We start from the raw sequence: 23,704 nt of genomic DNA on the forward strand, positions 1-23,704 counted from the left end.
CATACCCCCCTATAGTATATTGCGTGCAGATGATGAGGTGCGAAATGCCCAGTACTCCGGAAGAGAAGAAAAAGGTCCTTACTCGAGTTCGTCGTATTCGGGGGCAGATTGATGCTCTGGAACGGTCGCTGGAGGGTGATGCCGAATGCCGTGCCATACTCCAACAGATAGCCGCCGTTCGGGGCGCGGCTAACGGGCTGATGGCAGAAGTGCTTGAAAGCCATATCCGGGAAACGTTTGACCGAAATGACTGCTACAGCCGTGAAGTCAGCCAATCCGTTGACGACACTATTGAACTGGTTCGAGCCTATCTTAAATAGCTGAATCTATTACCATATTGAGGAAGAGCGAAAGATGAAATCACGTGCTGCCGTTGCATTTGCTCCCGGTAAACCGCTGGAAATCGTTGAAATTGACGTTGCACCACCGAAAAAAGGTGAAGTGCTGATCAAAGTTACCCATACCGGCGTTTGCCATACCGACGCATTTACCCTCTCCGGCGATGACCCGGAAGGTGTATTCCCGGTCGTTCTTGGTCACGAAGGGGCTGGCGTTGTGGTTGAAGTCGGTGAAGGCGTAACCAGCGTCAAACCTGGCGACCATGTGATCCCGCTTTATACCGCAGAGTGCGGCGAGTGTGAGTTCTGTCGTTCCGGCAAAACCAACCTCTGTGTCGCGGTTCGCGAAACCCAGGGCAAAGGCCTGATGCCAGACGGCACCACCCGTTTTTCTTACAACGGGCAGCCGCTTTATCACTACATGGGCTGTTCTACATTCAGTGAATACACCGTGGTCGCGGAAGTGTCTCTGGCCAAAATTAATCCAGAAGCAAACCATGAACACGTCTGCCTGCTGGGTTGTGGCGTAACCACTGGCATTGGCGCAGTGCATAACACCGCTAAAGTCCAGCCAGGTGATTCTGTTGCCGTGTTTGGTCTTGGCGCGATTGGTCTGGCAGTGGTTCAGGGCGCACGTCAGGCGAAGGCGGGACGGATTATCGCTATTGATACGAACCCGAAGAAATTCGATCTGGCGCGTCGCTTCGGTGCCACCGACTGCATTAACCCGAATGACTACGACAAACCGATTAAAGATGTCCTGCTGGATATCAACAAATGGGGTATCGACCATACCTTCGAGTGCATCGGTAACGTCAATGTGATGCGTGCGGCGCTGGAAAGTGCTCACCGCGGCTGGGGTCAGTCGGTGATCATCGGGGTAGCAGGTTCTGGTCAGGAAATCTCCACCCGTCCATTCCAGTTGGTCACCGGTCGCGTATGGAAAGGTTCCGCGTTTGGCGGCGTGAAAGGTCGCTCCCAGTTACCGGGGATGGTTGAAGATGCAATGAAAGGTGATATCGACCTGGAACCGTTTGTGACGCATACCATGAGCCTGGATGAAATTAATGACGCCTTTGATCTGATGCATGAAGGCAAATCCATTCGAACCGTAATTCGTTACTGATTTCCCGCAGGTTTACCCCGTCCAGTTTAGACGAGGTTCTTAATACCGTCCCCGGGCAGCCGTCCGGGGAATTAACCATGAGATAATGGCTGATGGAACTCATTGAAAAACATGTCAGCTTTGGCGGCTGGCAAAATGTGTATCGGCATTATTCCCAATCACTGAATTGTGAAATGAATGTCGGCGTCTATCTCCCACCAAAAGCTGCGAGTGAAAAATTGCCGGTGCTTTACTGGCTTTCGGGCCTGACCTGCAACGAGCAGAATTTCATTACCAAATCGGGAATGCAGCGTTACGCGGCTGAACACAACATTATTGTTGTTGTGCCGGACACCAGTCCGCGAGGCAGTCATGTCGCAGATGCCGACCGTTACGATCTCGGGCAAGGTGCTGGTTTTTACCTGAACGCGACGCAAGCGCCGTGGAAAGAGCATTACAAAATGTATGACTATATCCGCAGCGAGCTGCCGGATTTAGTGATGCAACATTTTCCGGCAACGGCCAGAAAGTCTATCTCAGGTCATTCTATGGGCGGGCTGGGCGCGCTGGTACTGGCGCTGCGTAACCCAGATGAGTATGTCAGCGTCTCGGCGTTTTCGCCCATTGTTTCCCCTTCGCAAGTACCGTGGGGCCAGCAAGCCTTTGCCGCGTATCTTGGTGAAAATAAAGAAACCTGGTTGGATTACGATCCGGTGAGCCTTATTTCACAAGGTCAACACGTTGCAGAAATAATGGTTGATCAGGGATTGAGTGATGATTTTTACGTGGAACAGCTGCGGACTCAAAATCTTGAAAAGGTCTGTCAGGAGATGAATATCAAGGCGGTAATCCGGTATCACGAAGGTTACGACCACAGCTATTATTTTGTCTCCAGTTTTATTGGCGAGCATATTGCGTACCACGCCAATAAATTGAATATGCGTTGAGCATCTGCGCACGCCTGCCGGATGCGGCGCAAACGCCTTATCCGGCCTACATTTCGCCCATAAACCGTAGGCCTGATAAGACGCGCAAAGCGTCGCATCAGGCATCTGCGCACGGCTTATCTATGTTTACCACATCAAATCATCAGGCACTTTGAAGTCGGCATACGGATCATCTTCATTCTGCTCTTCGGCGCTGAGTGCACTATGCAACACAATACTGCTGGCATCGCGCTGAGCAATTTTATCGGCAACGCTGGCGGGAATAATGGCGTATTCACCTTCGCTATTGTTATCGACCAACAAGCGGGCAATCGCCAGACGACCATTAATCAACTGCGCTTGCGTGAGCTTATCGACAAAAATCTTCTTAATCAGATTACCATCGGTAAAGTTAAAACCAATATCGCCATTGGCAATGGTGATTCGGTTCATTTCAATAAGCTGCTTCACTTGGGCTTTATATTCTTTCGCCAACGCCGCTTGTTTTTGTTGCTCGCTAAGCTGTTTATCACGCTCAAGCTGTGCCTTTTTATTTTCTTCTACCGCCGCCCGAGCTTCACGCGCCTGAACGCGCGATTTTTTCGCCGTTCTCTCGACCTTCGCCGCTTTTTTGCTGGTGACTAATCCTGCTTTGAGCAACTGCTCTTGTAAGGTAAGTTTTGCCATCTTTGTTTCCAAACCCGCTGAATAATTTTTAGCGAGTATACCTGTAAACGCCGTAGGTGTATTGAGGGCAAGTCCCTTTCGCCCCTGCTTAATAAGGTGCGTCAGGCATCGGCGCACGGCTGCATTCGTGATCTCCGGCTCATCAAAATAAACACCGCCACCCCTGCAACAAGAATACCCGGCGCAGAAGCGGCCATTACCCCAACCGTGCCAGTGCCTAATGCCAGCATTTTCCCGGCCAGCAATGGGCCGCTCATAGCCCCCAGACGCCCAACCGCCACGGCTGTTCCCACACCTGTTGCGCGGATCTGCGAACTGTAAAACAACGGTGCCAGGGCATACAAAACGCTTTGCCCACCTGTCGCAAACAACCCCGCGACAAATCCCGCCAGCAACATACCGTTAAATGACGACACCGTTCCCAGCGCCAGCAGCGAAGCTAACATGCCGCTATAAATCAGTAGCGACATGGTTACTGGGCGCAGCTTATCCATCAATGCGCCCAACATTAACGTCCCGCTCGCCGCCCCCATTTGCAGTGCAAACATCACCCCTGCCGCCTGCGATGGCTGGAATCCTTGCTCCACCAAAAGCAGCGGCAGCCAGTTGATCAACATGTAGACCACCAGCAGAGTGAAGAAATAACACAACCACAGCAGCAGCGTCGCGGTGGCCGTTTCTGGCGCAAATAACGCACGCAGTGGTGGCGCAGCCTGTTTTTCGCCAGCGAAAACCGCCGACTCCGGCAGCCAGCGCATTAATAGCGGCACCAGAATCAACGGCACCACACCACCTACCCAAAACACCGTTTGCCAGGCTAAGTTTGCCCCCGCGAAACCCAGCGTCGCCGCCAGCGCCGCACCAATGGGAACACCGCAATACATCAGGCTCACTGCCGTCCCACGAAAACGTGGACCCGCGGCTTCAGACGTCAGGGCGATAAGATTCGGCAACGCTGCCCCCAGCCCGACACCGGTCATCAGCCGCGCAAAGACCAGTGAGGGGAAATCCCAGGCAATCGCCGTTGCCAGTGAGAACAAACCAAACAGCGCAACTGAGCCAAGCAAAATGCGCTTGCGACCATAACGGTCCGCCAGCATTCCGCCAACCAACGCGCCGGGTAGCAAACCGAGTATTCCGGCGCTGAATATCCAACCCATTTGCATTTTATCGAGTGCGAAAGCCTGGGCGATGCCACCCGCCGCAATGCCAGCCGCCTGAAGATCCAGTCCTTCCATCAGAGCGACCAAAAAACAAAGCCCGATGGTCAGCATAAGGCGGGATGAAGATGATGAAGGGAGACGAGTCGACATAAGATGAACCTCGTTGTGAGTACAGGTGAATCGCGGCTGATACATTGCCAGCCGCGTAATCAGAACCATTTAATGACTGCCTACGGGCGAAATGTAAGCCGGATAAGGCATTTACGCCGCATCCGGCAGTCGTGCGCAGACGCCTGATGCGACGCTGGCGCGTCTTATCAGGCCTGGGATGGGCATACAAAATGCACGTTCTCGGCAGTCATCATTATTTGTTGTTGCGCAGATCCAGCGCCACGTCGATGATCATATCCTCCTGGCCGCCAACCATCCGGCGTTTGCCCAGCTCAACGAGAATATCCACCGCGCTTAAGCCATAACGCGCCGCCGCCGTTTCACAGTGACGCAGGAAGCTGGAGTAAACACCAGCGTATCCCAGCGCCAGCGTTTCGCGATCGACTCGTACCGGACGATCCTGCAACGGACGCACCAGGTCATCAGCGGCATCCATTAACGCATAGAGATCGGTCCCATGCTGCCAGCCCAGTTTATCCGCGGCGGCAATAAACACTTCCAGCGGCGCGTTACCTGCGCCCGCCCCCATTCCCGCGAGACTGGCATCGATTCGGTCACAGCCCTCTTCCACCGCCGCGATAGAGTTCGCCACGCCAAGACTCAGGTTATGGTGAGCGTGCATGCCGGTTTGCGTTTCTGGTTTCAGCACTGCTTTCAGGGCGCGGAAACGGTCGCGGATATCGCTCATGTTCATCGCACCGCCAGAATCCACCACATAAATACAGGTCGCACCGTAGCCTTCCATCAGCTTTGCCTGCTTCGCGAGATTTTCCGGCGTGGTCATATGGCTCATCATCAGAAAACCAACGGTGTCCATTCCGAGCTCGCGGGCATACTGAATATGCTGGGCAGAAACATCTGCTTCGGTACAGTGCGTTGCCACACGAACCACCCGCGCGCCAGCCTGCCAGGCATTTTTCAGATCGTGAATAGTGCCGATTCCTGGCAGCAACAACGTCGCGATTTTGGCGTGCTTCACCACATCCGCCGCCGCTTCAATCCATTCAAGGTCGCTATGTGCGCCGAAACCATAGTTAAAGCTGGAACCCTGCAAACCGTCGCCGTGGGCCACTTCAATCGAATCCACGCGGGCATCATCCAGTGCTTTGGCAATCTGGCGAACATTTTCCAGCGAATACTGATGACGAATGGCGTGCATACCGTCACGCAACGTGACGTCCGAGATATAAAGTTTTTTACCGTTCATGCCGCTTCTCCTGCCTTGCGCGCCAGTGACTGGGCCATTTTTTCCGCTGTCGCCAGCGCACTGGAAGTCATAATATCGAGGTTGCCCGCATAGGCAGGCAGATAATGCGCTGCGCCTTCGACTTCCAGCCAGACCGCCGTTTTCAGCCCGGAGAACTGCCCCACGCCTGGCAAATTAACCGGTTTATCCTGCGGGATAACTTCAAACTGCACGCGCTGTTTCAGGCGATATCCCGGTACGTAAGCCTGCACCGCCTCAGCCATTTCATTGATTGAGGCTTCGATATCATCTTGTGAAGCTTCGTCGCTCAATACATACACCGTGTCACGCATCATCAACGGTGGCTCTGCTGGGTTAAGCACGATAATCGCCTTCCCTTTTGCCGCGCCGCCCACCACTTCAATGGCGCGCGAAGTGGTTTCCGTAAATTCATCGATATTGGCACGCGTGCCAGGTCCGGCAGATTTACTGGCGATAGAAGCGATAATTTCGGCGTAATGAACACGCGCCACGCGTGAAACCGCCGCCACCATTGGAATGGTGGCCTGGCCGCCGCAGGTGACCATGTTGACGTTCAGTTGATCGACGTTCGCCTCGAGGTTAACCACCGGCACGCAGTAAGGGCCGATGGCAGCAGGCGTCAGGTCAATTAAGCGAATATCCGGTTTCGCTTCGCGCAAAGCGGCATCGTTTTTCACATGCGCACCCGCGCTGGTCGCATCAAATACAATGTCGATATCAGCAAATTCAGGCATGTTCATCAGCCCGATCACCCCTTCATGGGTGGTGGCGACGCCCATACGTCTGGCACGCGCCAGACCGTCGGACTGAGGATCAATGCCGACCATCACCGCCATCTCCAGATGCTGACCGTGACGCAAAATTTTAATCATCAGATCGGTGCCAATGTTGCCAGAACCGATAATAGCGACTTTACGCTTACTCATGACAGACTTCCTTTTGGGGCTGCGCTTGAAAATGTCGCAGCAACTGAACCTATGCCTTCAATATGGGCTTCAAAACGATCGCCCGCATTCACCGCCACCATCGGACCTAATGCCCCGGTAAGAATGATATCTCCGGCGCGCAGCGGTTGACCCAGGCTGGCCATTTTGCGTGCCAGCCAGACAGCGGCATTAAGCGGATGTCCCAGGCATTCGCTGCCGCGCCCACTGGAAACCTCTTCGTTATTACGCGTCATCTTCATGGCGCAGTTTTTCAGGTCTAACCCCGCCGGACGTTGCGCCGGACCGCCGATGACATACACCCCGCAGGAGGCGTTATCTGCCACGGTATCGACAAACTGAATCGACCAGTCGCGGATGCGGCTACCCACCACTTCCAGCGCCGGAAGTACCCATTCAATGGCGTTATACAGTTCGTTAAACGTGGTATCGGTCGCGGGCAAATCGCGGTTCAAAACCAGTGCGATCTCCGCTTCAATGCGGGGTTGCAAGACGCGGGAAAAAGGAATGGTTTCATTATCGCCATAACACATATCGGCAAATAACGTCCCAAAATCCGGTTGATCAACGCCCAGTTGTTGTTGCACTTTCGGATGCGTCAGCCCCACTTTGCGCCCCACCACTCGCCGTCCCTGAGCGACGTCATGTTGCACATTGATGCGCTGAATGGCGTAGGCGGCTTTCGCGTTTTCAATACCAATCAGATCGCGCAGCGGCGCAATCGCTTCGCCCTGCTCTGCGGCACGGCGTAAATCCGCCGCCAGTTGCTCAAGAGTATGCTTCGTCATGACCATTCCTTAAGGGCGCGCGAGGAAATTCAGCACCAGTTGATTGAAAGCGTCGGCATGTTCCCACTGCGCCCAGTGACCACAGTCGCGGAAGATATGCAGTTCAGAACCAGCAATGCCGGAAAGCAGACGCAGACCCGCATCCATCGGCACAAAACGGTCGTTGCGCCCCCAGACAATCAGGGTTTGTGCTTTGATTTCCGCCAGGCGTGGACCAAAATCCGGGAACTGTTTCGGATTGGCTTCCAGGCTCTTAACGAAGTTTTCCAGGTGATCGCGACGCGACAGCATATTATTCAGGCGCGCTTCAAACAGGGCGTCGGTCAAATCGCTGGTATCAAAAACGAAGATATCCATCATCAGCTTCAGGTTTTCGATAGTAGGCTGGCGATAAAGCTGATTCAGTCGCTTAATACCTTCGGTTGGCATTGGCGTAAACAAACTCATTCCGCCCGTACCGCCGCCCATCAGCACCAGTTTACCGACGCGCTCCGGCCAGTTAAGGGTGAACGCCACAGAACTGTGGCCGCCCATCGAGTTGCCCAGCAAGTGGATTTTGGCGATATCCAGTTGATCCACCACGCTTTTCAGGATGCGTGCATTAAGATCCGATCGCGAACCACTATTAACGATCGAGTCGCTCTTACCCCAGCCCGGAGAATCCAACAGGATCACTCGATAGCCCGCCTCTACCAGCGGATCGATATTGCGGCTGAAGTTCGCCCAGCCCGTAGCCCCCGGGCCGGAACCGTGCAGCAGAACTACGGTTTCGTCGCCTTGTCCGCAGTCATTAAAATGGATGCGCAGCGTTTTACCCGCTTCTTCTACATTCAGAAAACGGCTGGTGGCGGCTTCGGTTTGTGGCTGATAACTCATCATCTTCTCCTGCATATTCAGTTCTCTGTTCTGGCGCTTAACGAGCCAAATCCGGCAATCCACTCCGGGATTGGGCGGTAATAACGCCCTTCGCTACGCCAGTTGCCAAACGCAGAAATAGCGGCAAAAGCGGCGACCCAGGTTTTGATTTCATGTGTCGACTTTCCGGCAATGGCGGAAAGCTCTTCGTTACTGACGGCATCCAGTTCCTGTATGCGTCCCTGCTCCAGCAAAGTCATGAACTGGTTATCCCAAATCGGGTTGAGCGGATGCAGAGTTCTCTGATCCTCAACAAACTTCTCAGCGGCGCTGATCACCCGTTGCTGACGCAATTCACGCTCACTGGCGGGTAAATCTTTCCCGCTACCCAACAGACGATCGCGCATATGGGCATCGGCTTTCGCCAGTTCGGGCACCGGCGGCTGATGGGAAAGCCCACCGGACCCAAGGAACAGCACGCGTTTATTGAGAGTGCTGGTGAAACGTCCAATGGCTTCACCCAACATGCGGGTACGCTGAAAACCAGGCAGCGGCGTGGCGACACCGTTGATGAACACAGGCAGAACCGGCACCTTATCCAGCCCACCGAGCAGGAACTCCAGCGGCTGGGCAAAACCGTGATCCACCTGCATACAGTAAGAAACGGCAAGATCGATCCCGCTCTTCATGACGGCATGCGCACAAGCCTCCGCCAGCTCCACAGGCACGGGCAGCTCTCCTGCCGCACTGCCGAAATCACCAATTGCCGTCGCCCCAACGCCTAAACAGAACGGCGGCATCACGTCATAGAAAAAACCGTTGTAGTGATCTGGCGCAAACAGCACCACCAGTTCAGGGGAGAAAGCCGCAATACGCTCGCGGGCGCTGGCAATCACACCATTGACCTCATCGAGCACCTCTTGCGCCGGGTCGACATACCCCACCAGCGGCGAGTGGGAAAGACAGTGAAGATAAGCGTGCATATCAGGCTACCTTTTCGACAGAAACGTCGGCATCAGGGCGGGTCAGCGTCATCACCGACGCCAGTTTATTCAGGGCCTTGCCCAGGGTTTGCGGAATGGCGATGGCGGCAACAAAGCGATCCGGGCGCATCACCACCAGCGAAGCATTGTGTTGCGCAAACCAGCTACGCAGACGACCTTGCGTATCGCCCACGCGTAGCACGCCGTCGTGATTATCCTGTGCGGTATGAATTTGCACTTCCGGCACCACCTGAATGAAGCGTGTGCCCAACGCACGCCACTGCTGGATTTGCTCGTTGCTCATTCCCCACAGTGGATTGCATCCCCAGCCAATTACCGCGAAGTTCGCGCCGATCGCGTTATCGAGCAGCGTCACGTCGCCGTTTTCCAGCGTGACTTTCGGCTGAATAAACATCTTGCCGACCGGAGAGTGCTTCGCTTCGCCCTCACGCACCAGCGCACCGGCGTAGTATTGCGGCATCGGCTTGAAGCGCATTTCGAGGAAGTAGCGTTTTACTGGCGGCAGATAATTCAGTAGCCAGGAAACGCCGTCACGTAACGTACCCTGCCAGCGTTTCGGCGGAGCCAGCACGTTGCCCGCGGTCACGGACAGGTCAATCATCGCTTTGGCGTGATCGCGACGTTCTTGTTGATAGGTATCGAGCAGCGCATCGCGGGCTTTCCCCTGGATAACCAACGCCAGCTTCCAGGCGAGGTTAAAGGCGTCGCGCATACCGCTGTTATAGCCCTGCCCCTGCCACACCGGCATGATGTGCGCGGCATCGCCCGCCAGCAGTACGCGATCGATACGAAAACGTTGCGCCAGTCGCGCGTTGTGGGTGTAGACACGCTGGCGAATCAATTCAACATTGTCTGGATTAGGCAGCACTTTGCTTAACAGCTTGCGCATATTTTGCGGCTCACGCAGCTGTTCCTCGGTTTCTCCCGGCATCACCATAAATTCAAAGCGACGTACCGCATGAGGCAGCGCGGCAGAAACATACGGGCGCACCGGATCGCAACACAAATAGATATGCGGCGTACTTAACGGATCGTTGGCGATATCTACCACAATCCACTGATTTGGCGCGGTTTTACCTTCAAACGGCACATTCAGGGTGCGACGGACAAAACTTGCCCCACCATCACAGGCCACCAGCCACTGGGCTTTGACTGTTTCCCGCTGCCCTTCAGCCGTTTTCAGGTGCAAGGTCACTTCGTCATCTTGCTGGCTGAAGGCCTCCAGCTCGCGGGAAAACAAGCAGCGCACATTCGGAAAACGCGACACCCCTTCCAGCATCACCGCATCGACCTGCGGCTGAATAAAAGCGTTACGGCGCGGCCAGCCAAATTCATCGGTCATTGGCTGAATATCAGCAAAACAGCGGCCTTTTGGGGTGAGAAAACGCATCGCATGCCACGGCGTAGTGTGCGGCAGAACATTATCGACCAGGCCAACCGACTGCATGGTGCGCAGCGCCTCGTCATCAATACCAATCGCACGCGGGTAGTCGATCAACTTATCGAGTTTCTCCACCACCAGCACGTCAATGCCCATCTGGCCGAGATAGTTCGCCATCATCAGCCCGACCGGACCGGCACCAGCGATCGCCACCTGAACGCTATGGTTAACAGCAGGCTGGATGTCAGGGTGTTGTATTGCCATTTCAGTACCTCACGACTCGGACAAAATGCCGTTGCGCGCACAGTACAGCGCAACTTATTTTGTTAAAAACATGTAAATGATTTTTTATTGTTCGCTCAGTATAGGAAGGGTGTTTTCGGCTACAATCAAAACATGCCCGAATGTGCACCAGGTGCACAACGTTGTTTTAACTATAGAAATGTCAATTAATATGCAGAACGATGAGCAGACGGAATACAAAACCGTGCGCGGATTAACCCGCGGTCTAATGTTATTAAATATGTTAAATAAACTTGACGGCGGTGCCAGCGTCGGGCTGCTGGCGGAACTCAGCGGTCTGCATCGCACCACTGTGCGGCGACTGCTGGAGACGTTACTGGAAGAGGGATATGTCCGGCGCAGTACCTCCGATGACAGTTTTCGTCTGACCATCAAAGTGCGGCAATTAAGCGAAGGGTTTCGTGACGAACAGTGGATTTCTGCGCTGGCGGCCCCGCTGCTGGGCGATCTATTGCGCGAAGTGGTGTGGCCGACAGATGTTTCCACGCTGGATGTTGATGCAATGGTGGTACGCGAAACCACTCACCGTTTCAGTCGATTATCCTTTCACCGGGCAATGGTCGGGCGGCGTTTACCGCTCCTGAAAACCGCCTCGGGCCTGACCTGGCTGGCCTTTTGCCCGGAACAAGAACGCCAGGCGTTAATCGAAATGTTAGCCGCCCGCCCCGGTGATGACTATCAACTGGCACGGGAACCGTTAAAGCTGGAAGCCATTCTGGCGCGCGCACGCAAAGAGGGGTACGGGCAGAACTACCGCGGCTGGGATCAAGAAGAAAAGATCGCCTCCATTGCCGTACCGCTGCGCAGTGAACAACGGGTGATTGGCTGTTTGAATCTGGTGTATATGGCCAGTGCGATGACCATTGAACAGGCGGCAGAAAAACATCTTCCGGCGCTGCAACGGGTAGCAAAACAGATTGAAGAAGGGGTGGAATCGCAGGCTATTCTGGTGGCCGGACGGCGAAGTGGCGTGCATTTGCGCTAGCGACGTCAATGTGTAATTTGGCCCATTCTCATCGTTATTCGCCCATTTGCCCACATGCACAGTACGGGCTGCACGCTACGCTAATGACATCAATACTGTGATGTGGAGCAAATCATGAAAATTACTCAAATTCGTAATGCCACCCAAATTATCCAATACGCTGGCAAAACATTTCTTATCGACCCGTTACTCGCGCCTAAAGGAAGTTATCCGGGTTTTGCCGGAACTGCACGCGCAGAAATCCGCAATCCAACGGTAGAATTACCGTGCGATTTAACAACGTTACTCAACGTTGACGCCCTAATCGTGACTCATTTGCATGAAGATCACTGGGACGAAACAGCCTCCCGCGTCGTCCCCAAAGATAAACTGATTTATGTGCAAAATGAGCAAGATGCTGAATCACTGCATAAACAAGGATTTACGCATCTTACCGTACTTACCGACGAGACTAAATTTGGTGATATAACTCTGCATAAAACGACAGGGCAGCACGGCTCCGATCGCACCTATGCCGACCCGGCTATGGCGAAGCGTTTAGGCGCAGCCTGCGGCGTTGTTTTCCAGCACCCGACAGAGAAAACGCTCTATCTGGCTGGCGATACCCTCTGGCGTGACGACGTCGAGTCTACAATGCTAACTTTCCAACCAGAAGTGGTTGTGTTGAATGCCGGATTTGCGCATGTTCTGGGGCATGGCGCGATAATTATGGGAGCAGAAGATATTCTCAAAGCACATTTTACCCTGCCAGAAGCGCAAATTGTCGCGACACATATGGAGGCCGTAAACCACTGTTTGCTGACGCGTGATGCGCTCAAGGAATACGCCAGAGATAATCAAATTATCGAATTTGTGAACGTACCAGAAGATGGTGAAACGTTGACATTCTAATTCGGAGATAAAGAGTGTTATGCGCCCGCTAACTGTTGCCATTATCGCCGTTGCCGGTTTTAGCCCTTTTCACCTTTCCGTACCGTTTATCGTGTTTAGCGAAAAAATGGCGGAGAAAAAACGCTTTCACGTAATTATCTGCGCTGAAAATCTGGGAAACGTGGACTCTGCCGATGGGTTTTCCGTAACCGCCACCCATGACTATACCGCAGTCATCCAGGCGGATATTGTGATAATTCCTTACTGGGGAACAATTACACAAAAACCGCCACAAAAGCTGCTGGAAGCCTTAACGACCGCACGGGATAACGGGGCACAGATTGTCGGGCTTTGCCTGGGCACGTTTGTGCTCGGCTATGCAGGTTTACTGAACAATAAGCGTGCTGCCACGCACTGGGAGTTCGAGCGTGAATTTCAGGCACGTTTTCCACAAACATATCTGGATATTAACGCGTTGTATGTAGACGATGACGGTATTATTACCTCTGCCGGTACTGCCGCGGCGCTGGATTGCTGTTTGTATATTGTTCGGCAACATTTTGGCAGCGACTATGCTAACCATATTGCCCGACGGATGGTCGTACCGCCATATCGCACCGGCGGTCAGGCGCAGTTTATAGAGCAACCGGTGCCGAAAAATACCCATGATGAACGCATTAACCTCCTGCTGGATTACCTGCGGCAAAACATTGCGCAACAGCATGATCTCGACTCGCTGGCGCAGCGAGTAATGATGAGTCGCCGCACGCTAACCCGTCATTTTATGAAAGCGACCGGTTCGAGTATCGCCGAATGGCTCATCACTGAACGCTTACGCCGTAGCCAGGAACTGTTGGAAACCAGTCAGTTGCCCGTTGAGAGGATAGCGGCTGAGGTGGGTTTTCTCTCACCTGTGACCTGGCGTCAGCATTTTAAATCTCACTTCGGCGTCAGCCCCGCCGAATGGCGAAAAACCTTCCGTGGTATGGCATGATAGCGCCCGGAAGAAAGTGAATTCAGGGTGGTGAATGTGAAACCAGTAACGCTATACGATGTCGCAGAGTATGCCGGTGTCTCTTATCAGACCGTTTCCCGCGTGGTAAATCAGGCCAGCCACGTTTCTGCGAAAACGCGGGAAAAAGTGGAAGCGGCAATGGCGGAGCTGAATTACATTCCCAACCGCGTGGCACAACAACTGGCGGGCAAACAGTCGTTGCTGATTGGCGTTGCCACCTCCAGTCTGGCCCTGCACGCGCCGTCACAAATTGTCGCGGCGATAAAATCTCGCGCCGACCAACTGGGTGCCAGCGTGGTGGTGTCGATGGTAGAACGAAGCGGCGTCGATGCCTGTAAAGCGGCGGTACACAACCTTCTCGCGCAACGCGTTAGCGGTCTGATCATCAACTATCCGCTGGATGAACAAGATGCCATTGCGGTGGGAGCCGCCTGTGGTAACGTGCCAGCGTTATTCCTTGATGTCTCTGACCAGGCCCCCATCAACAGTATTATTTTTTCCCATGAAGACGGTACGCGGCTTGGCGTGGATCATCTGGTCGCATTAGGTCACCAGCAAATCGCGCTGTTAGCAGGCCCATTAAGTTCTGTCTCCGCGCGTCTGCGTCTGGCGGGCTGGCACAAATATCTCAAACACCATCAAATTCAGCCAATAGCGGAACTGGAAGGCGACTGGAGCGCCATGTCCGGTTTTCAACAAACCATGCAGATGCTGAATGAGGGCGTTATTCCCACCGCGATACTGGTTGCCAACGATCAGATGGCGTTGGGCGCAATGCGCGCCATTACCGAGTTCGGGCTGCGCGTCGGCGCGGATATCTCGGTAGTGGGATACGACGATACCGAGGACAGCTCGTGTTATATCCCGCCGTTAACCACCATCAAACAGGATTTTCGTCTGCTGGGGCAAACCAGCGTAGATCGCTTGCTGCAACTCTCTCAGGGGCAGGCGGTGAAGGGAAATCAGCTACTGCCCGTCTCACTGGTGAAAAGAAAAACCACCCTGCCACCCAATACGCAAACCGCCTCTCCCCGCGCGTTGGCCGATTCATTAATGCAGCTGGCAAGGCAAATTTCCCGTCTGGAAAGCGGACAGTGAGCGCAACGCAATTAATGTGAGTCAGCTCACTCATTAGGCCCCCCAGGCTTTACACTCTATGCGTCAGGCTCGTATGTTGTGTGAAATTGTGAGCGGATAACAATTTCACACAGGATACAGCTATGACCATGATTACGGATTCACTGGCCGTCGTATTACAACGTCGTGACTGGGAAAACCCTGGCGTTACCCAACTTAATCGCCTTGCGGCGCATCCCCCTTTCGCCAGCTGGCGTAATAGCGAAGAAGCCCGCGCCGATCGCCCTTCCCGACAGTTGCGCAGCCTGAATGGTGAGTGGCAATTTGCCTGGTTTCCGGCACCAGAAGCGGTGCCGGAAAGCTGGCTCGAGAGCGATCTTCCTGACGCCGATACTGTCGTCGTCCCCTCAAACTGGCAGATGCACGGTTACGACGCGCCCATCTACACCAACGTGACCTATCCCATTGCGGTCAATCCGCCATTTGTTCCCGCAGAAAATCCGACAGGCTGTTACTCGCTCACATTTAATGTTGATGAAAGCTGGCTACAGGAAGGCCAGACGCGAATTATTTTTGATGGCGTTAACTCGGCGTTTCATCTGTGGTGCAACGGGCGCTGGGTCGGTTACGGCCAGGACAGTCGTTTGCCGTCTGAATTTGACCTGAGCGAATTTTTACGCGCCGGAGAAAACCGCCTCGCGGTGATGGTGCTGCGCTGGAGTGACGGTAGCTATCTGGAAGATCAGGACATGTGGCGGATGAGCGGCATTTTCCGTGACGTCTCGTTGCTGCACAAACCGACCACACAAATCAGCGATTTCCATGTTGCCACTCGCTTTAATGATGATTTCAGCCGCGCTGTACTGGAGGCTGAAGTTCAGATGTACGGCGTGCTGCGCGATGAGCTGCGGATAACAGTTTCTTTATGGCAGGGTGAAACGCAGGTCGCCAGCGGCACCGCGCCTTTCGGCGGTGAAATTATCGATGAGCGTGGTGGTTATAGCGATCGCGTCACGCTACGTCTGAACGTCGAAAACCCGGCGCTGTGGAGCGCCGAAATCCCGAATCTCTATCGTGCGGTGGTTGAACTGCACACCGCCGACGGCACGCTGATTGAAGCAGAAGCCTGCGATGTCGGTTTCCGCGAGGTGCGGATTGAAAATGGCCTGCTGCTGCTGAACGGCAAGCCGTTGCTGATTCGCGGCGTTAACCGTCACGAGCATCATCCTCTGCATGGTCAGGTCATGGATGAGCAGACGATGGTGCAGGATATCCAGCTGATGAAGCAGAACAACTTTAACGCCGTGCGCTGTTCGCATTATCCGAACCATCCGCTGTGGTACACGCTGTGCGACCGCTATGGCCTGTATGTGGTGGATGAAGCCAATATTGAAACCCACGGCATGGTGCCGATGAATCGACTGACGGATGATCCGCGCTGGTTACCTGCGATGAGCGAACGCGTAACGCGGATGGTGCAGCGCGATCGTAATCACCCGAGCGTAATCATCTGGTCGCTGGGGAATGAATCAGGCCACGGCGCTAATCACGACGCGCTGTATCGCTGGATCAAATCTGTCGATCCTTCCCGCCCGGTACAGTATGAAGGCGGCGGAGCCGACACCATGGCCACCGATATTATTTGCCCGATGTACGCGCGCGTGGATGAAGACCAGCCCTTCCCGGCTGTGCCGAAATGGTCCATCAAAAAATGGCTTTCGCTGCCTGGAGAGACGCGCCCGCTGATCCTTTGCGAATATGCCCACGCGATGGGTAACAGTCTTGGCGGCTTCGCTAAATACTGGCAGGCGTTTCGTCAGTACCCCCGTTTACAGGGCGGCTTTGTCTGGGACTGGGTGGATCAGTCGCTGATTAAATATGATGAAAACGGAAACCCGTGGTCGGCTTACGGCGGTGATTTTGGCGATACACCTAACGATCGCCAGTTCTGCATGAACGGTCTGGTCTTTGCCGACCGCACGCCGCATCCGACGCTGACGGAAGCAAAACACCAACAGCAGTTTTTCCAGTTCCGTTTATCCGGGCGGACCATCGAAGTGACCAGCGAATACCTGTTCCGTCATAGCGATAACGAGATCCTGCACTGGTCGGTGGCGCTAGATGGCAAGCCGCTGGCAAGCGGTGAAGTGCCTCTGGATGTCGCCCCACAAGGGAAACAGTTGATTGAACTGCCTGAACTACCGCAGCCGGAGAGCGCCGGGCAACTCTGGCTCACTGTACGCGTAGTGCAACCGAACGCGACCGCATGGTCAGAAGCCGGACACATCAGCGCCTGGCAACAATGGCGACTGGCGGAAAACCTCAGCGTGACACTCCCCTACGCGTCCCACGCCATCCCGCAACTGACCACCAGCGAAACGGATTTTTGCATCGAGCTGGGTAATAAGCGTTGGCAATTTAACCGCCAGTCAGGCTTTCTTTCACAGATGTGGATTGGCGATGAAAAACAACTGCTGACGCCGCTGCGCGATCAGTTCACCCGTGCGCCGCTGGATAACGACATTGGCGTAAGTGAAGCAACGCGTATTGATCCGAACGCCTGGGTCGAACGCTGGAAGGCGGCGGGCCATTACCAGGCCGAAGCGGCGTTGTTGCAGTGCTCGGCAGATACACTTGCCGACGCGGTGCTGATTACGACCGCCCACGCGTGGCAGCATCAGGGGAAAACCTTATTTATCAGCCGGAAAACTTACCGGATTGATGGACACGGTGAGATGGTCATCAGTGTGGATGTTGAAGTGGCGAGCGATACGCCGCATCCGGCGCGGATTGGCCTGACCTGCCAGCTGGCGCAGGTAGCAGAGCGGGTAAACTGGCTCGGATTAGGGCCGCAAGAAAACTATCCCGACCGCCTTACTGCAGCCTGTTTTGACCGCTGGGATCTGCCATTGTCAGACATGTATACCCCGTACGTTTTCCCGAGCGAAAACGGTCTGCGCTGCGGGACGCGCGAATTGAATTATGGCCCACACCAGTGGCGCGGCGACTTCCAGTTCAACATCAGCCGCTACAGCCAACAACAACTGATGGCAACCAGTCATCGCCATCTGCTGCACGCGGAAGAAGGCACCTGGCTGAATATCGACGGTTTCCATATGGGGATTGGTGGCGACGACTCCTGGAGCCCGTCAGTGTCGGCAGAATTTCAACTGAGCGCAGGTCGCTATCATTACCAGTTGATCTGGTGCCAAAAATAATAATAACCGGGCAGGCTATGTCTGCCCGTATTTAGCGTAAGGAAATCCATTATGTTCTATTTAAAAAACACAAACTTTTGGATGTTCGGCTTATTCTTTTTCTTTTACTTTTTTATCATGGGTGCCTATTTCCCGTTTTTCCCGATTTGGCTACATGACATCAACCATATCAGCAAAAGTGATACCGGAATAATTTTTGCCGCTATTTCTCTGTTCTCCCTGTTATTTCAACCACTGTTTGGTCTGCTTTCTGACAAACTCGGGCTGCGCAAATACCTGCTATGGATTATTACCGGCATGTTAGTGATGTTTGCGCCGTTCTTTATTTTTATCTTCGGCCCGCTGTTACAGTACAACATTTTAGTAGGGTCGATTGTTGGTGGTATTTATCTTGGCTTTTGTTTTAACGCCGGTGCGCCAGCAGTAGAGGCATTTATCGAGAAAGTCAGCCGTCGCAGTAATTTCGAATTTGGTCGCGCGCGGATGTTTGGCTGTGTTGGCTGGGCGCTGTGTGCCTCGATTGTCGGCATCATGTTCACCATCAATAACCAGTTTGTTTTCTGGCTGGGTTCTGGCTGTGCGCTCATCCTCGCCGTTTTGCTCTTTTTTGCCAGAACGGATGCCCCTTCTTCCGCCACGGTTGCCAATGCCGTAGGCGCCAACCATTCGGCTTTTAGCCTTAAGCTGGCACTGGAATTGTTCAGACAGCCCAAACTGTGGTCTTTGTCGCTCTATGTTATTGGCGTTTCCTGTACCTACGATGTTTTTGACCAACAGTTTGCTAATTTCTTTACTTCGTTTTTTACCTCCAGTGAACAGGGTACGCGGGTATTTGGCTACGTAACGACAATGGGCGAATTACTTAACGCCTCGATTATGTTCTTTGCGCCGCTGATTATTAATCGCATCGGTGGGAAAAACGCCCTGCTGCTGGCTGGCACTATTATGTCTGTACGCATTATTGGCTCATCGTTCGCCACTTCAGCGCTGGAAGTGGTCATTCTGAAAACGCTGCATATGTTTGAAGTACCGTTCCTGCTGGTGGGCTGCTTTAAATATATTACCAGCCAGTTTGAAGTGCGTTTTTCAGCGACGATTTATCTGGTCTGTTTCTGCTTCTTTAAGCAGCTGGCGATGATTTTTATGTCTGTACTGGCGGGCAATATGTATGAAAGCATCGGTTTCCAGGGTGCTTATCTGGTGCTGGGTCTGGTGGCGCTGGGCTTCACCTTGATTTCCGTGTTCACACTTAGCGGCCCCGGCCCGCTTTCTCTACTGCGTCGCCAGGTGAATGAAGTCGCTTAAGCAATTAATGTCGGATGGGGCGCGAGCGCCTTATCCGACCAACATATCAGGACGGAATGATCGTAATGAACATGCCAATGACCGAAAGAATAAAAGCAGGCAAGCTATTTACCGATATGTGCGAAGGCTTACCTGAAAAAAGACTTCGTGGGAAAACGTTAATGTATGAGTTTAATCACTCGCATCCATCAGAAGTTGAAAAAAGGGAAAGCCTGATTAAAGAAATGTTTGCCACAGTAGGGGAAAACGCCTGGATAGAACCACCAGTCTATTTCTCTTACGGTTCCAACATCCATATAGGCCGCAATTTTTACGCAAATTTCAATTTAACCATTGTCGATGACTACACGGTAACAATCGGTGATAACGTACTGATTGCACCCAACGTTACTCTTTCCGTTACGGGACACCCTGTACACCATAAATTGAGAAAAAACGGAGAGATGTACTCTTTTCCGATAACGATTGGCAATAATGTCTGGATCGGGAGTCATGTGGTCATTAATCCAGGCGTCACCATCGGGGATAATTCTGTTATTGGCGCGGGTAGTGTCGTCACAAAAGACATTCCACCAAACGTCGTGGCTGCTGGCGTTCCTTGTCGGGTTATTCGCGAAATAAACGACCGGGATAAGCAATATTATTACAAAGATTACAAAGTTGAATCGTCACTTTAAATTATAAAAATTGCCTGATGCGCTTCGCTTATCAGGCCTACAAATTCAGTGATCTACGTAGGCCGCATCCGGCATGAACAAAGCGCAGGAACAAGCGTCTCATCATGCCTCTTTGACCCACAGCTGCGGAAAACGTGCTGGTGCAAAGCGCAGGGTTATGATCATCAGCCCAACGACGCATAGCGCATGAAACGCCCAGTCCATCAGGTAATTGCCACTGATACTACGCAGCACGCCAGAAAACCAGGGGGCAAGCCCGGCAATGACAAAACCAATCCCCTGCATAAACGCCACTAACTTGCCAGCAATAGCCGGTTGCACAGAGTGGTCGAGCGCCAGCAGCAAACAGAGCGGAAACGCGCCGCCCAGACCTAAACCACACACCATCGCCCACAATACCGGCAATTGCAGCGGCAGCCAGATAAAGCCGCAGAAACCCACCAGTTGTAACACCAGCGCCAGCATTAACAGTTTGCGTCGGTCCTGATGGCGAGCCATAGCAGGCATTAGCAATGCTCCTGCGGCTTGCCCAAGCGTCATCAACGCCAGCAAAGAACCGCTGTACTGCGCGCTGGCACCAATCTCAATATAGAAAGCGGGTAACCAGGCAATCAGGCTAGCGTAACCACCGTTAATCAGACCGAAGTAAAGGCCCAGCGTCCACGCGCGGGGAGTGAATACCACGCGAACCGGAGTGGTTGTTGTCTTGTGAGAAGAGGCGACCTCGCGGGCGCTTTGCCACCACCAGGCAAAGAGCGCAACAACGGCAGGCAGCGCCCACCAGGCGAGTGTTTGATACCAGGTTTCGCTGTGATGAACTAACCAGGGCGTCACGGCGGCACCAAGTCCACCGCCGCCCATCAGAGCCGCGGACCACAGCCCCATCACCAGTGGCGTGCGCTGCTGAAACCGCCGTTTAATCACCGAAGGCATCACCGCCTGAATGATACCGATCCCCACCCCACCAAGCAGTGCGCTGCTAAGCAGCAGCGCACTTTGGGGGTAAAGCTCACGCATCAATGCACCGACGGCTATCAGCAACAAACTGATGGCGACGCTGCGACGTTCACTGACATGCTGATGAAGCCAGCTTCCGGCCAGTGCCAGCCCGCCCATGGTGACCACCGGCAGAGCGGTCAACAGGGCAGCCACGCTAAAGCTCATTCCGCTCGCCTGGCGCAATTGCGGTAGCAGTGGCCCGACGGAGGTGAGCAGTGGTCGCATATTAAGACCAATCAGCACCAGAACCAGCAGCATCGTGAACGTCTTTTGATGGTCGCGCATGACTGTCAGAACGGTTTGGTCGGCAGATATTTACCATCTAAGGTGATGACCGCACGTTCGCCACCCTCCGGGTCCGCCACTTTCTTAACGTCGAGTTTGAAGTTAATCGCGCTGATAATGCCATCGCCAAACTTCTCATGAACCAACGCTTTCAGGGTTGTGCCGTACACCTGCAACATTTCATAGAAACGATACATCGTTGGGTCGGTTGGAATACGGTCATCAATGCAGCCACGCAGTGGCACCGTCTGTAATAACAGAATGGCGTCTTCGTCGAGATCCAGTTTCGCCCCGACCAGGCGGGCGGCGTCGGCAGGAAGCGCCTGCTGACCCAGCAAAGCCGCGGTTACGAAGGCTTCTGCCAGACCGGTGCCATCGGCAATCTCGGCAAATGAGAGATCTTTTTTAGCTTTGCTGAGCAAAATGGCATCGGCAAGATCAAGACGAATATTGCGGTTAATTTGCGACTGAATCATGGTGGATCTCCTGATGGTTTAAAAATAAGGTTACGCTGCGGTCGGTTGGCGTAGCGGTATGGCACAAACGCGAGGATTAGCTGCCAGTGGCACAAACTGGCGGGTTGCGCCGTCAAAAGCTGCGATGCTGCCGCTTTCAATGTCGTAGACCCAGCCGTGCAGGGCGATCCGCCCCTCTTCGAGCGCCAGGCGCACCGATGGATGAGTTTGCAAATTAGCCAACTGAGCAATGACGTTTTCACGTACCATCGCCGCAGCTTTTGACGGTAAATCGGGATGCGGGCGCGCCTCATTAACGACGCGGGCAGAATCGGCATAACGCAGCCAGTGGGAGACGGCAGGCATATGGTCCATGCACTGACAGCTGGCAATGGCGGTCATCGCGCCACAGTTGGAATGACCACAAATCACAATGTCAGATACCCGAAGCGCAGCGACGGCATACTCCACCGAAGCAGAAACGCCACCGGGTTCCGGCCCGTAGGAAGGGACGATATTGCCCGCGTTGCGAATAACGAACAGATCGCCGGGTTCACGTTGCGTCACCAGCTCAGGGACCAGACGGCTATCGGAGCATGAGATAAAAAGTGTGCGCGGGCTTTGCTGTGTCGCCAGCTGTTTAAACAAGGCTTCCCGCTCAGGAAATGCCTCGCGCTGGAATTTAAGGAATCCATCAATAATCTCTTTCACCGTTAACCTCTGTCTGTCTCTGGAATGAGAGGCAGACTACTCGCCGATTGTCATAAGGTAAAAGACTCATTTATGATGAGTTCTATTGGATTTACTTATAGGTTGGCGAATGCTCTCTCGACATATCAATTACTTTCTTGCCGTGGCTGAACATGGCAGCTTCACCCGTGCCGCCAGTGCGTTGCACGTCTCCCAGCCTGCGCTTTCCCAGCAGATTCGCCAGTTAGAGGAGAGTTTAGGCGTGCCGCTGTTTGACCGTAGCGGGCGAACGATTCGTCTCACTGATGCGGGGGAAGTCTGGCGACAGTACGCCAGCCGGGCGTTACAGGAACTGGGGGCGGGTAAACGGGCGATTCATGATGTTGCCGATCTGACGCGAGGATCGCTGCGTATCGCCGTCACCCCCACCTTTACGAGCTACTTTATCGGCCCCTTAATGGCGGATTTCTATGCGCGCTACCCCGGCGTCACGCTCCAGCTACAGGAAATGTCGCAGGAGAAAATCGAAGATATGCTTTGTCGCGACGAGCTGGACGTTGGGATTGCCTTCGCGCCTGTGCATTCGCCGGAGCTGGAGGCAATTCCTTTACTGACAGAAAGTTTAGCGTTGGTGGTGGCGAAACATCATCCGCTGGCTGACCAGGAACAGGTGGCATTGAGTCGCTTGCATGATGAAAAACTGGTGCTGCTCAGCGCGGAATTTGCCACCAGAGAGCAAATTGACCACTACTGCGAGAAAGCGGGGCTGCATCCACAGGTGGTGATAGAGGCGAACTCAATTAGCGCGGTTCTGGAGCTGATTCGCCGCACTTCTCTTTCCACCTTGCTGCCTGCGGCGATTGCCACACAACATGATGGGCTTAAAGCGATTTCTCTTGCCCCGCCACTACTGGAGAGAACGGCGGTTTTGTTGCGGCGGAAAAATAGCTGGCAGACAGCCGCTGCGAAGGCATTTTTGCACATGGCGTTGGAAGAATACGCGGATGTTGGCGGGAATGAATCACGGTAGCCACTGACACAGGTCAGCGGCTGGAATTGCCTGATGCGCTACGCTTATCAGGCCTACGAGTTCAGTGCAAGGCGTTCACGCCGCATCCGGGCATAAACTACAGCTGGCAGACAGCCGCCGCGAAGGCATTTTTGCACATGGCATTGGAGAAATGTGCGGATGTTGGCGGGAATGAATCACGGTAGCCGCTGACACAGGTCAGCGG

Annotated in this window: 22 protein-coding genes; 11 read left to right on the forward strand and 11 right to left on the reverse strand. The window is 53.8% G+C overall.

Going from position 1 to position 23,704, the window contains the following annotated elements:
* Nucleotides 1–44 precede the first annotated feature (44 nt).
* From frmR to fghA, 3 genes are all read left to right on the forward strand, one after another.
* Nucleotides 45–320, forward strand: a complete 276-nt coding sequence (frmR, locus tag AACS80_RS15990; protein WP_001141271.1) for a formaldehyde-responsive transcriptional repressor FrmR — start codon at nucleotides 45–47, stop codon at nucleotides 318–320.
* Between the two features lie 34 nt (nucleotides 321–354).
* Nucleotides 355–1,464 carry an S-(hydroxymethyl)glutathione dehydrogenase gene (gene frmA, locus AACS80_RS15995; RefSeq protein WP_000842102.1) on the forward strand — a complete coding sequence of 370 codons (1,110 nt, stop codon included), beginning with the start codon at nucleotides 355–357 and terminating at the stop codon, nucleotides 1,462–1,464.
* Between the two features lie 92 nt (nucleotides 1,465–1,556).
* Complete coding sequence (fghA, locus tag AACS80_RS16000) at nucleotides 1,557–2,390, forward strand: S-formylglutathione hydrolase (protein ID WP_135409577.1); 834 nt, start codon at nucleotides 1,557–1,559, stop codon at nucleotides 2,388–2,390.
* Between the two features lie 126 nt (nucleotides 2,391–2,516).
* Here fghA and AACS80_RS16005 read toward each other — a convergent pair whose 3' ends face one another.
* From AACS80_RS16005 to AACS80_RS16040, 8 genes are all read right to left on the reverse strand, one after another.
* The gene (locus AACS80_RS16005) at nucleotides 2,517–3,056 is read right to left on the reverse strand and encodes a DUF2058 domain-containing protein (RefSeq protein WP_130260330.1); all 540 of its coding nucleotides are present in this window, start codon (nucleotides 3,054–3,056) and stop codon (nucleotides 2,517–2,519) included.
* Nucleotides 3,057–3,157: 101 nt separating this feature from the next.
* Nucleotides 3,158–4,369, reverse strand: coding sequence for a 3-(3-hydroxy-phenyl)propionate transporter MhpT (gene mhpT, locus AACS80_RS16010; RefSeq protein ID WP_135409576.1), 1,212 nt, complete (start codon nucleotides 4,367–4,369; stop codon nucleotides 3,158–3,160).
* 214 nt (nucleotides 4,370–4,583) lie between these two features.
* A complete protein-coding gene (gene mhpE, locus AACS80_RS16015) occupies nucleotides 4,584–5,597 on the reverse strand; it encodes a 4-hydroxy-2-oxovalerate aldolase (RefSeq protein ID WP_135409575.1) in 1,014 nt (337 codons plus the stop codon).
* On the reverse strand, nucleotides 5,594–6,544 hold the full coding sequence (gene mhpF, locus AACS80_RS16020; RefSeq protein ID WP_000044314.1) for an acetaldehyde dehydrogenase: 951 nt from the start codon (nucleotides 6,542–6,544) through the stop codon (nucleotides 5,594–5,596). Before mhpF ends, mhpE begins: the two co-directional genes overlap by 4 nt.
* Nucleotides 6,541–7,350, reverse strand: coding sequence for a 2-keto-4-pentenoate hydratase (mhpD, locus tag AACS80_RS16025; protein WP_130206145.1), 810 nt, complete (start codon nucleotides 7,348–7,350; stop codon nucleotides 6,541–6,543). The genes mhpF and mhpD overlap by 4 nt, the downstream gene beginning before the upstream one ends.
* A 9-nt stretch (nucleotides 7,351–7,359) precedes the next feature.
* Nucleotides 7,360–8,226, reverse strand: coding sequence for a 2-hydroxy-6-oxonona-2,4-dienedioate hydrolase (gene mhpC / locus AACS80_RS16030; RefSeq protein WP_135409592.1), 867 nt, complete (start codon nucleotides 8,224–8,226; stop codon nucleotides 7,360–7,362).
* Nucleotides 8,227–8,243: 17 nt separating this feature from the next.
* Nucleotides 8,244–9,188: a 2,3-dihydroxyphenylpropionate/2,3-dihydroxicinnamic acid 1,2-dioxygenase gene (mhpB, locus tag AACS80_RS16035; RefSeq protein ID WP_000543457.1), complete on the reverse strand. Its 945-nt coding sequence runs from the start codon at nucleotides 9,186–9,188 to the stop codon at nucleotides 8,244–8,246.
* Between the two features lies 1 nt (nucleotide 9,189).
* Nucleotides 9,190–10,854, reverse strand: coding sequence for a bifunctional 3-(3-hydroxy-phenyl)propionate/3-hydroxycinnamic acid hydroxylase (locus AACS80_RS16040; protein WP_135409574.1), 1,665 nt, complete (start codon nucleotides 10,852–10,854; stop codon nucleotides 9,190–9,192).
* A gap of 190 nt (nucleotides 10,855–11,044) precedes the next feature.
* On the opposite strand from AACS80_RS16040, the gene AACS80_RS16045 reads away from it, so the two are divergent.
* The 7 genes from AACS80_RS16045 to lacA all read left to right on the forward strand — a co-directional run bounded on the left by AACS80_RS16045 (nucleotide 11,045) and on the right by lacA (nucleotide 20,040).
* A complete protein-coding gene (locus AACS80_RS16045) occupies nucleotides 11,045–11,878 on the forward strand; it encodes a DNA-binding transcriptional regulator (RefSeq protein ID WP_214251108.1) in 834 nt (277 codons plus the stop codon).
* 114 nt (nucleotides 11,879–11,992) lie between these two features.
* Nucleotides 11,993–12,769 carry an MBL fold metallo-hydrolase gene (locus AACS80_RS16050; RefSeq protein ID WP_135409573.1) on the forward strand — a complete coding sequence of 259 codons (777 nt, stop codon included), beginning with the start codon at nucleotides 11,993–11,995 and terminating at the stop codon, nucleotides 12,767–12,769.
* Nucleotides 12,770–12,788: 19 nt separating this feature from the next.
* Complete coding sequence (locus AACS80_RS16055) at nucleotides 12,789–13,742, forward strand: GlxA family transcriptional regulator (RefSeq protein WP_135406124.1); 954 nt, start codon at nucleotides 12,789–12,791, stop codon at nucleotides 13,740–13,742.
* 36 nt (nucleotides 13,743–13,778) lie between these two features.
* Entirely contained in the window at nucleotides 13,779–14,861 is a 1,083-nt protein-coding gene (gene lacI, locus AACS80_RS16060; RefSeq protein WP_135409572.1) for a DNA-binding transcriptional repressor LacI, read from the forward strand.
* 122 nt (nucleotides 14,862–14,983) lie between these two features.
* Nucleotides 14,984–18,058 carry a beta-galactosidase gene (gene lacZ / locus AACS80_RS16065; protein ID WP_135409571.1) on the forward strand — a complete coding sequence of 1,025 codons (3,075 nt, stop codon included), beginning with the start codon at nucleotides 14,984–14,986 and terminating at the stop codon, nucleotides 18,056–18,058.
* A 51-nt stretch (nucleotides 18,059–18,109) separates the two neighbouring features.
* Nucleotides 18,110–19,363, forward strand: coding sequence for a lactose permease (lacY, locus tag AACS80_RS16070; RefSeq protein ID WP_135409570.1), 1,254 nt, complete (start codon nucleotides 18,110–18,112; stop codon nucleotides 19,361–19,363).
* A 65-nt stretch (nucleotides 19,364–19,428) separates the two neighbouring features.
* Nucleotides 19,429–20,040 (forward strand): galactoside O-acetyltransferase, encoded by a 612-nt coding sequence (lacA, locus tag AACS80_RS16075; RefSeq protein ID WP_130258510.1) that lies wholly within the window; start codon nucleotides 19,429–19,431, stop codon nucleotides 20,038–20,040.
* A gap of 102 nt (nucleotides 20,041–20,142) precedes the next feature.
* Here the strand turns inward: lacA and cynX are convergent, their stop codons facing one another.
* Genes cynX through cynT form a run of 3 tightly spaced genes read right to left on the reverse strand, consistent with a single transcriptional unit; the run spans nucleotide 20,143 to nucleotide 22,490 of the window.
* Complete coding sequence (gene cynX / locus AACS80_RS16080; RefSeq protein WP_135409569.1) at nucleotides 20,143–21,324, reverse strand: cyanate transporter CynX; 1,182 nt, start codon at nucleotides 21,322–21,324, stop codon at nucleotides 20,143–20,145.
* A gap of 5 nt (nucleotides 21,325–21,329) precedes the next feature.
* Nucleotides 21,330–21,800: a cyanase gene (gene cynS / locus AACS80_RS16085; protein ID WP_130206125.1), complete on the reverse strand. Its 471-nt coding sequence runs from the start codon at nucleotides 21,798–21,800 to the stop codon at nucleotides 21,330–21,332.
* Between the two features lie 30 nt (nucleotides 21,801–21,830).
* Nucleotides 21,831–22,490: a carbonic anhydrase CynT gene (cynT, locus tag AACS80_RS16090; RefSeq protein ID WP_130206123.1), complete on the reverse strand. Its 660-nt coding sequence runs from the start codon at nucleotides 22,488–22,490 to the stop codon at nucleotides 21,831–21,833.
* A gap of 109 nt (nucleotides 22,491–22,599) precedes the next feature.
* On the opposite strand from cynT, the gene cynR reads away from it, so the two are divergent.
* Nucleotides 22,600–23,499: a transcriptional regulator CynR gene (gene cynR, locus AACS80_RS16095; RefSeq protein ID WP_135409591.1), complete on the forward strand. Its 900-nt coding sequence runs from the start codon at nucleotides 22,600–22,602 to the stop codon at nucleotides 23,497–23,499.
* The last annotated feature ends 205 nt before the right edge of the window (nucleotides 23,500–23,704 follow it).

The sequence above is a fragment of the Escherichia sp. E4385 genome, from assembly GCF_963883145.1.
Taxonomy (GTDB): Bacteria; Pseudomonadota; Gammaproteobacteria; order Enterobacterales; family Enterobacteriaceae; genus Escherichia.

What these genes read in the sequence shown, in the direction of transcription:
- frmA (WP_000842102.1), top strand. Translation starts at nt 355, where the DNA reads ATGAAATCACGTGCTGCCGTTGCATTTGCTCCCGGTAAACCGCTGGAA.
- AACS80_RS16045 (WP_214251108.1), top strand. Translation starts at nt 11,045, where the DNA reads ATGCAGAACGATGAGCAGACGGAATACAAAACCGTGCGCGGATTAACC.
- cynX (WP_135409569.1), bottom strand. Translation starts at nt 21,324, where the DNA reads ATGCGCGACCATCAAAAGACGTTCACGATGCTGCTGGTTCTGGTGCTG.
- mhpD (WP_130206145.1), bottom strand. Translation starts at nt 7,350, where the DNA reads ATGACGAAGCATACTCTTGAGCAACTGGCGGCGGATTTACGCCGTGCC.
- frmR (WP_001141271.1), top strand. Translation starts at nt 45, where the DNA reads ATGCCCAGTACTCCGGAAGAGAAGAAAAAGGTCCTTACTCGAGTTCGT.
- mhpB (WP_000543457.1), bottom strand. Translation starts at nt 9,188, where the DNA reads ATGCACGCTTATCTTCACTGTCTTTCCCACTCGCCGCTGGTGGGGTAT.
- AACS80_RS16050 (WP_135409573.1), top strand. Translation starts at nt 11,993, where the DNA reads ATGAAAATTACTCAAATTCGTAATGCCACCCAAATTATCCAATACGCT.
- AACS80_RS16005 (WP_130260330.1), bottom strand. Translation starts at nt 3,056, where the DNA reads ATGGCAAAACTTACCTTACAAGAGCAGTTGCTCAAAGCAGGATTAGTC.
- mhpT (WP_135409576.1), bottom strand. Translation starts at nt 4,369, where the DNA reads ATGTCGACTCGTCTCCCTTCATCATCTTCATCCCGCCTTATGCTGACC.
- cynR (WP_135409591.1), top strand. Translation starts at nt 22,600, where the DNA reads ATGCTCTCTCGACATATCAATTACTTTCTTGCCGTGGCTGAACATGGC.
- lacA (WP_130258510.1), top strand. Translation starts at nt 19,429, where the DNA reads ATGAACATGCCAATGACCGAAAGAATAAAAGCAGGCAAGCTATTTACC.
- fghA (WP_135409577.1), top strand. Translation starts at nt 1,557, where the DNA reads ATGGAACTCATTGAAAAACATGTCAGCTTTGGCGGCTGGCAAAATGTG.
- mhpE (WP_135409575.1), bottom strand. Translation starts at nt 5,597, where the DNA reads ATGAACGGTAAAAAACTTTATATCTCGGACGTCACGTTGCGTGACGGT.
- mhpC (WP_135409592.1), bottom strand. Translation starts at nt 8,226, where the DNA reads ATGAGTTATCAGCCACAAACCGAAGCCGCCACCAGCCGTTTTCTGAAT.
- lacY (WP_135409570.1), top strand. Translation starts at nt 18,110, where the DNA reads ATGTTCTATTTAAAAAACACAAACTTTTGGATGTTCGGCTTATTCTTT.
- cynS (WP_130206125.1), bottom strand. Translation starts at nt 21,800, where the DNA reads ATGATTCAGTCGCAAATTAACCGCAATATTCGTCTTGATCTTGCCGAT.
- AACS80_RS16040 (WP_135409574.1), bottom strand. Translation starts at nt 10,854, where the DNA reads ATGGCAATACAACACCCTGACATCCAGCCTGCTGTTAACCATAGCGTT.
- lacZ (WP_135409571.1), top strand. Translation starts at nt 14,984, where the DNA reads ATGACCATGATTACGGATTCACTGGCCGTCGTATTACAACGTCGTGAC.
- AACS80_RS16055 (WP_135406124.1), top strand. Translation starts at nt 12,789, where the DNA reads ATGCGCCCGCTAACTGTTGCCATTATCGCCGTTGCCGGTTTTAGCCCT.
- mhpF (WP_000044314.1), bottom strand. Translation starts at nt 6,544, where the DNA reads ATGAGTAAGCGTAAAGTCGCTATTATCGGTTCTGGCAACATTGGCACC.